The organism is Mesorhizobium sp. M4A.F.Ca.ET.020.02.1.1 (assembly GCF_004022645.1).
Classification (GTDB): domain Bacteria; phylum Pseudomonadota; class Alphaproteobacteria; order Rhizobiales; family Rhizobiaceae; genus Mesorhizobium.
On sequence record NZ_RZOI01000345.1, the window covers coordinates 1 to 6,268 of the forward strand.

Sequence of the window (6,268 nt, forward strand, 5' to 3'; positions counted from 1 at the left end):
CATACGCGCCACCAGGCTGAGCAGCCCGTCTATGCCTTCGCCGACCACCACATTGTCGGCGCCGACGCCGAGATGCGCGGCCGCGGCCTGCTTGAGGTCAAAATTGTCGGGGTCGCAATACATCCACATGTCGCCGGCGATCGCAGTCATGCGGGCAATGACACGCGGCGAGGGCCCGAAGCTGCTCTCGTTGGCGCCGATGCGCGCGCGGAAGGCGTGCCCGCGGTCGCGCTCCTGCGCCTCCGGACCGACAAACGGCACCGTCGAGGGAAGCGCGGCGATGATCGGCGTAAGGGGAGGGCGCAGGCGCATGGCAAGAGGCTCGCTGAGAAAGGGACCTCTTGCTAGCGTGAGGGAGTGGCAGGTGCAAGTTCCACCGCCTCTTCAGGACCGGACGTCACTTCCGCTCAATTTATGTGGACGACGACGTAGCGTCCGCCGTAGGGCTGATAGTACCTGCTGCCACAGTGCCACAGCACTGTGCCGTCGATCGTGGTCTTCACGCACGCTGCGGGGAGCCTGGTCACGTAGATAGTCGTACGGCGGATTGTTCTGCGTGTGGTACGCCTTGCGACCCCTGCGACGCTGCCAGGCGTGAGCGGACGGCCAACTTTCGCCTGTGCGTCGCCCACGAAGGAGGCGAACGGGGCAACCGCGTCGACCATATCGGCAAACATCATGACGACGGCGATCCCGGCAGCGCCGGTCAATCTCAAGCTAGGTCTTGCCATTTTTGCATCCTCCCAGAAGCTCATCACTCCGTGCACTTAGATTCGCGGCCGATATAACCACCCGCCCGACGCAAGCCTGCGCCAAACCCAAATCAGGCTGTGCCCGCTCGCAGACCCTGCGTATCAGAGGCAGCTTATTGTTAGCATTTTAGAATATACTAATTCACGAGTGCGGCTTCTATCCGGATTGCGCAATTCCATCGAACTCGTTGCAATGACAACGCGGCGCAATTTTCTCGGCGCACGTTACGCCCTGGGTCACGATCTCCCGGCACGCTGAAGTGTTTCCTTCGGAGACTCGCCGAAGAAGAGGCGGTAGTTCGCGGCGAAGCGGCCCAGATGGGTGACCCCCAAATCCATAGCAATCGTTGTAACGCTCAAGCCGTTTGCACGCGCCGTGGTAAGGAGCCGTCTGGCTTCGTTGAGGCGGAGCGCTCTGATGAATTCGAGCGGGGTCACTGCAAATGTGGTGCGGAAGGCGTACTCGAGCTGTCGACGGCTGACACCGATTTCCTTGCACAGTCGAACAATGGGAATGTCTTCCCGGATATGAGTGCGAATGAAATCCTCGGCCGCCGACGCTTGTGTGAAATGACGACTCGCGGAACTGGCTGTCCCGGTCTCACGACTGTCTCCCTCCGCGAAGGCGTCAGCCACCAGCCCCAGATATTCCACGACTGCACCTGGAGGCTGCTCAAGCAGAATTGGATCGCTTGCAATTGTCCCAAGGTGGTCTGCTATCGACTTCATCTGGCTTCTGAGTCTTTGCGCTTCGTCGGTGGCGAGCCGAACTGCCGCGGGGCGATCGTTAATCCGTTCGAGAACCATCCCCGCCGCAATCGACTGGATTTCCATCCAGGTCGCGGTCGGAACAATGGCGACAGCATAAGTGAGACCGGGCCGGACCGTCGCCGTCACGCTCGTGCCGGCAGGGATTGCCAGGATCAAGTCATCTTCGAGCGCAATGCCGCATATCGTCGACCCACAGGCCCGCTCGATAGCCACCAACGCCACGGAGCCTGGATCGAAACCACCCCTGGCGCGGAAGGCGCAATTGAATTCTGGCAGGTCGAGCGCCCACTTGCCGGGGGACTGGATTTGCCGGATGCGCGAGGGAAGCCGGCCTGCCGAAAGCCTGTCGACTTCCACGGGCAGGCCAGAGGCGGCGCTGGTTAGGTCGTCAGGGCCAAGCAGCACATCCCTGTACGAAGGCGATGAAGGCCAAGCAGTCAAAAAAACGTCCTTTGCGCAAAGTGGATAGCAGGACGGTTGTATTAGGTATATCTTATAAGCAAATTGCGCGAAATCAAATTGGCGCGGGAATATCGCCTACAAAAGGCGGGCGGGGACTATGAGCAGAAAAGGCCAGTTTCAGTGGGCTGCGCCGAGAACATCGGGTGCGCCCGCCCGAGCAATCATGCGTTGTGGAGCTGCCGGCTTCCTGGGCGTGGCCGTGACGGCCAGTTCGGCGATGGTGTCAAGCGTCCTAGCCGCGGAAGGCGGCGCAAGATCCTATCTGCTCGGTTCGCGCGGGCCAGGGTTCGAATGCATGAATCAGTTTAGCAGAGCAGGGGCACAACATGAGCAACGATCGTGACTTCCCGGCTGAAGCCGGCAACAAAATCACGCGGCGCGACGCATTGATGGCCGGCACGGCGGCTGCCGTTTCGCGATTTGCCGCACCCGTCGGCCTTTCGGGGGTATTTGCCGGACTTGCGGGCGTTCAGTCGGCGGCGGCCGAGCCAGCGCAGCCCAACATCGTCTACATCGTTTCGGACGATCAGGGCTGGCTGGACGTCGGCTACCATGGCTCAGACATCAAGACGCCCAACATCGACAAGCTTGCCGCGGAGGGGGCGAAGCTCGAGGAATATTACGTGCAGCCGATGTGCACGCCAACGCGTTGCGCCCTCATGACCGGCCGCTATCCGCTACGCTATGGCATGCAGGTTGGCGTTGTCCCCGCTGCGGGAACCTATGGTCTTCCGCTGGACGAAACCCTTCTTCCGCAGGTCCTCAAAGGCGCCGGTTATCAAACGGCGATGAGCGGCAAATGGCACCTTGGCCATGCCAAGACGGATTACTGGCCGAAACAACGTGGATTCGATTCATTCTACGGGGCAAACCGTCGGCGAGATCGACCATTTCAAACATGCTTCGCACGGTATCCCCGACTGGTACCGAAACAACAAGCCGATCAAGGAGAAGGGCTTCGACAACACCCTGTTCGGTCGGGAGGCTGTCCGGGTCATCAACACCCACGACCCGAAAAAGCCCCTCTTTCTCTACCTCGCCTTCACCGCGCCTCACACGCCCTTCCAGGCCCCGAAGGAATATCTCGACCGGTTTAGCAACATCACCGACGAGAACCGTAGAGCCTATGCCGCCATGATCACGGTGATCGATGACGAGGTGGGAAATGTCGTGGCCGCCCTTGAGAAGAAGGGGATTCGCGACAACACCCTTATCGTTTTCATGAGCGACAATGGCGGCGTCATCAACTCGATGTTTACGGGTGACTCGAAGGTGGAGGGCAAACTTCCCGCCAATAATGGGCCATATCGCGAAGGCAAGGGCACCCTCTATGAGGGGGGCACTCGCTCGGTTGCCTTCATGAACTGGCCCGGCAAGATCAAGCCTGGTGTCTTCAATGGCCTGATGCACGTCGTCGACATGTTGCCAACCCTGGCCGGGTTGGCTGGTGCCAAGCTCGACAAGAACAAGCCGCTGGACGGCATGGATATGTGGCCGGCCATCAGCGATGGGAAACCTGCGCCGCGCACCGAGATTGTCTACAACGTTGATCCGATGTCCGGCGCCGTGCGCGAGGGCGATTGGAAACTGGTATGGTCAGCTACGTTACCGCAGAAGGTCGAGCTTTTTAATTTGGCCCAGGACAAATCAGAAGCCACCAATCTGGCTGACAAGAACCCTGATAAGGTCAAGGAGCTGCAGGCAAGAATTACCGAGCTTGCGAGCCAGATGAAGCCTCCACTGTTGCTTATGGAAGCTCTGCGGTTGACGTACTTCACACCGCTGGTGACACCAAGCCCGCAAGAAATGTTCGCTGCGGGGGATTGAAAGGCGGATGAGTTACCGCCGTCCAGACGAGGCCGCCCGATGACTGAGGCACGACTTGCCACAGAGCCAGCGGCCTCGTCGCACGGCGCTATGGTCTGGATCCCTGGCGGCGAGTTCCTGATGGGATCCGACCATCACTATCCCGAAGAGGCGCCGGCGCATCGCGTTGTCGTCGGTGGCTTCTGGATGGATCGCACGACTGTCACGAATGGTGAGTTCAAGCGCTTTGTCGAGGCCAGCGGCTACGTCACGGTGGCCGAGCGTCCGGCAAATGCGGCGGACTATCCCGGGGCCAGCGCTGAATCGTTGATACCGGCTTCGGCCTTGTTCGTGAGGCCTTCACGCAGCATTGATCGCGGCAATCACTACAACTGGTGGGCCTATGTGCGCGGTGCGAACTGGCGGCATCCTCGCGGGCCTGCCAGCGGACTCAGGGGCCTCGAAAATCATCCTGTCGTGCACATCGCGTACCAGGACGCGGAAGCGTATGCGAACTGGGCGGGTAAGGCGCTTCCGACAGAGGCCGAATGGGAGTTCGCCGCCAGGGGCGGGCTGGATGGCGCTGAGTTCACATGGGGCGACGAGCTAACCCCGGGCGGGCAGCACATGGCCAACACGTACCAGGGCGAGTTCCCATTCCGCAACGATTGCGAGGACGGCTACGAATGGACAGCGCCGGTCGGCTCTTTTCCGGCAAACGGCTACGGGCTCTCCGACATGGCTGGCAATGTCTGGCAGTGGACGACTGACTGGTACCAGGAGCACCGCCGGATCGAGAGCCCTTGTTGCACGATTGCCAACCCGCGCGGCGGCGAACGCGAGGCGAGCTACGATCCGCTGACGCCCGACATCAGGATTCCACGCAGGGTAACCAAGGGCGGATCCTTCCTGTGCGCTCCCAGCTACTGCCGCCGTTACCGCCCGGCCGCGCGCATGGCGCAGCCTGTAGACACATCCACATGCCACCTCGGCTTCCGTTGCATCACGCGTTGAATGCGAAGACATTTTGCCCGGACTCGGCCGGCGTAAAGCAGGGGGATTCGGTTCAAGTAAAGTAGTGGTTCAAAGCGTAAGCGGTTACGGCAAGTATATATCCGTCCCTGACGGCATGCGCAGGCGGGATGTGACAATGTTGATGGCGAGCAGCCGCAAGCCTTCATAGGCGAGCGCATCAGTAGTCTCTGCCGGGTGCCGCCGGATCAGAAGCGGTAGATCGCCCCGATTACCGGTCCCTGCTGGACGACGTCGAAGACGAAGCCGTCGCCGTTGTCGTAATTGACCCCGGAGGCACGATAGCCGATCAGGGCGGAGAACTTGTCGTTGACCTGATAACCGACGCCGCCCCACAGATCCCACATGTAGTCCGACGAGCCGCCGCCGGCCATGGCCCAGCCGCTCAGATACCACTCGGAATTGATGTTATAGCGCCCTTTGAATCCAGCCAGCGCGTCAACCCAGGTATCGCCTTCGCTGAAGGTCAGCCCGTCGAAGGCTCCGCCGCTGAAGGATATGTCGGTATCGACCGACCAGATCCGGGCACCCGCCAGGAGATCGAGGCTGCCCGAGGCGTCGTCGATCAGGCGATATTCGCCAGCCGCGGTGTAGGTCACGCTCTCGGAGTCGACGCTGACGCTGTCGGCGACGATGCCGTTGGGCGTGGCGTTTTCGCCCGAAAGCTTGATGTACATGAAGTCGTTGAACAGACCGAAGTCGCCGTAGCGGAGTTCGGCGACGAGCATCGCGCCGAAGTCCAGATGCTTCAGAATGTCGGAGAACGAGCTTTCCACCGAAACCGGAGGCAGGTCGAACTGACCCACGTCGCCGCTCATGCCGGCCGCCCACAGATATGTGCCCGCGGTGAAGGACCAGTATGGCTGGCCCGCCGGTGCGGCTTCCTCAACCGTCTGAGCGTTCGGGCTCGGCAGGTCAGCAGCGAAGGCCCGTGCAGAGCCAAGCAGGACCAGCCCGACAAGCAGCAGATTCCGGTCAAAACGCATTGCCGTTCCCCTCTTATCAAATTTCGTAGCAATGATAGCAGCATTATTAGCAGGATTCGCCCTGCAGTGAATCGATCAAGATGGCGTCCGTCGCGTGGTATTGTGTATTAGCGTCATCTAAAATTATGCGGTCGCGGCCGACGGGTCAACCGGCCCGCCCGTTCAGTCGATCGGCGTGAGGGAAGGGCGCTGGCGCATGGCAAAGGCCCATTGCGAAATGGGGCCGGCAAACCCGCCAACCTCGCAATCGCCGCAATCACGCCAAAGCTCGTCGTGCTCTCAAACGCTCTTGTCGGGGACGACCGAAGAGGGTCCTGCGACATGCCTTGACCAAGACGGATACTCTAAAGCGCGTCGCGCCTGAACGGCCTCATGCGACGCGCTTTAGCTCTTTGTTTTTTTGCATGTCGTTTTCCCAAAACCGGGGCCACTTTTGGGCGACATGCATTAGCTCCGGAA

6 protein-coding genes and 2 pseudogenes are annotated in these 6,268 nt (G+C 60.6%); 3 read left to right on the top strand and 5 right to left on the bottom strand.

Going from position 1 to position 6,268, the window contains the following annotated elements; translation table 11 throughout:
* From EN742_RS20505 to EN742_RS39480, 4 genes and pseudogenes are all read right to left on the bottom strand, one after another.
* A pseudogene (locus tag EN742_RS20505) lies at positions 1 to 312 on the bottom strand (pyridoxal phosphate-dependent aminotransferase); the annotation flags it as partial.
* Positions 313 to 407: 95 nt separating this feature from the next.
* Entirely contained in the window at positions 408 to 680 is a 273-nt protein-coding gene (locus EN742_RS20510) for a hypothetical protein (RefSeq protein WP_245482520.1), read from the bottom strand.
* Positions 681 to 989: 309 nt separating this feature from the next.
* Positions 990 to 1,880: a helix-turn-helix domain-containing protein gene (locus EN742_RS20515; RefSeq protein WP_126055732.1), complete on the bottom strand. Its 891-nt coding sequence runs from the start codon at positions 1,878 to 1,880 to the stop codon at positions 990 to 992.
* A gap of 410 nt (positions 1,881 to 2,290) precedes the next feature.
* Positions 2,291 to 2,539: a hypothetical protein gene (locus tag EN742_RS39480; RefSeq protein WP_245492363.1), complete on the bottom strand. Its 249-nt coding sequence runs from the start codon at positions 2,537 to 2,539 to the stop codon at positions 2,291 to 2,293.
* Between EN742_RS39480 and EN742_RS40045 the strand changes: the two are divergent.
* From EN742_RS40045 to EN742_RS20525, 3 genes and pseudogenes are all read left to right on the top strand, one after another.
* Positions 2,522 to 2,797 (top strand): annotated as a pseudogene (locus EN742_RS40045) (sulfatase-like hydrolase/transferase); the annotation flags it as partial. The gene EN742_RS39480 and the pseudogene EN742_RS40045 sit on opposite strands and share 18 nt — an antisense overlap.
* Positions 2,798 to 2,828: 31 nt before the next feature.
* The gene (locus EN742_RS20520) at positions 2,829 to 3,812 is read left to right on the top strand and encodes a sulfatase-like hydrolase/transferase (protein ID WP_245492364.1); all 984 of its coding nucleotides are present in this window, start codon (positions 2,829 to 2,831) and stop codon (positions 3,810 to 3,812) included.
* Between the two features lie 39 nt (positions 3,813 to 3,851).
* Positions 3,852 to 4,805 carry a formylglycine-generating enzyme family protein gene (locus EN742_RS20525; protein WP_245455536.1) on the top strand — a complete coding sequence of 318 codons (954 nt, stop codon included), beginning with the start codon at positions 3,852 to 3,854 and terminating at the stop codon, positions 4,803 to 4,805.
* Positions 4,806 to 5,011: 206 nt separating this feature from the next.
* On the opposite strand, the gene EN742_RS20530 is transcribed toward EN742_RS20525, so the two are convergent.
* Positions 5,012 to 5,809 (bottom strand): hypothetical protein, encoded by a 798-nt coding sequence (locus EN742_RS20530; RefSeq protein WP_128333209.1) that lies wholly within the window; start codon positions 5,807 to 5,809, stop codon positions 5,012 to 5,014.
* Between the last annotated feature and the right edge of the window lie 459 nt (positions 5,810 to 6,268).